This is a genomic window from Vallitalea maricola, from assembly GCF_036985595.1.
In the GTDB taxonomy this organism is placed as follows: domain Bacteria; phylum Bacillota; class Clostridia; order Lachnospirales; family Vallitaleaceae; genus Vallitalea; species Vallitalea maricola.
The window spans coordinates 1-235 of record NZ_BTPU01000264.1; the positions used below are offsets into that span (position 1 = coordinate 1).

The 235-nt window shown below is 41.3% G+C and carries 1 protein-coding gene; it reads right to left on the bottom strand.

The genetic code is table 11. The annotated features are described in order from the left end of the window. Positions 1 to 195 (bottom strand): hypothetical protein (locus tag AACQ14_RS24045; RefSeq protein WP_339366067.1); only part of this gene is annotated, 195 nt, incomplete at its 3' end. Positions 196 to 235 lie beyond the last annotated feature (40 nt).

A 235-nucleotide genomic window follows, 5' to 3' on the forward strand; every position in this document is an offset into this window, starting at 1 on the left:
AGCTATTTTCCCTTTATCAGAGTAAAAGGCTGGCAAAAAGTAACGAGAAAAGGCATCTAGTTCCCCTGTTTTTGACTGAATGGTTTTTAGATTTGAAAGTTCCTCGGATACGGCCGTGAGTTGCTTTTCTTGATGGTAAACTAGCGTAAGTGATAAGCCAGCAAGTGTCAGACTTCCTACTAGACCCAATAACACCAAAACTCTTCCTAAAAACGCCCCAAAAGAGCGCTTAGAA